Origin of the sequence: Limosilactobacillus agrestis (assembly GCF_014145585.1) — a bacterium.
GTDB lineage: Bacteria > Bacillota > Bacilli > Lactobacillales > Lactobacillaceae > Limosilactobacillus > Limosilactobacillus agrestis.
The window spans coordinates 1-337 of record NZ_JACIVF010000014.1 but is presented as its reverse complement, the minus strand read 5'-3'; the positions used below and the strand labels follow the sequence as shown (position 1 = coordinate 337).

Sequence of the window (337 nt, the reverse complement as noted above, 5' to 3'; positions counted from 1 at the left end):
ATACACCTGTACCCATGCCGAACACAGAAGTTAAGCTTCAACACGCCGAAAGTAGTTGGGGGATCGCTCCCTGCGAGGATAGGACGTTGCCACGCAAAATCAAGCTTTGGCACCTGGTCTTAATTGTGCCAGGGCTTGGATATTGGAGAGTTGTCCGAGCTGGCCGAAGGAGCATCATTGGAAATGATGTATACGGGTTAAAGCCTGTATCAAGGGTTCGAATCCCTTACTCTCCGTTGTTATGACCCGTTAGTCAAGTGGTTAAGACACCAGCCTTTCACGCTGGTATCGTGGGTTCAAATCCCGCACGGGTCACTTTTGGAGGATTAGCTCAGTT

2 tRNA genes and 1 rRNA gene are annotated in these 337 nt (G+C 49.9%); all 3 read left to right on the top strand.

Annotation, left to right across the window (positions count from 1 at the left end):
* A 5S ribosomal RNA gene (rrf, locus tag H5R88_RS09880) occupies positions 1-95 on the top strand; the annotation flags it as partial.
* 49 nt (positions 96-144) lie between these two features.
* Positions 145-236: transfer RNA gene (locus tag H5R88_RS01045), tRNA-Ser, on the top strand.
* A gap of 7 nt (positions 237-243) precedes the next feature.
* Positions 244-315 (top strand) — tRNA-Glu (locus tag H5R88_RS01040).
* Positions 316-337: the final 22 nt, after the last annotated feature.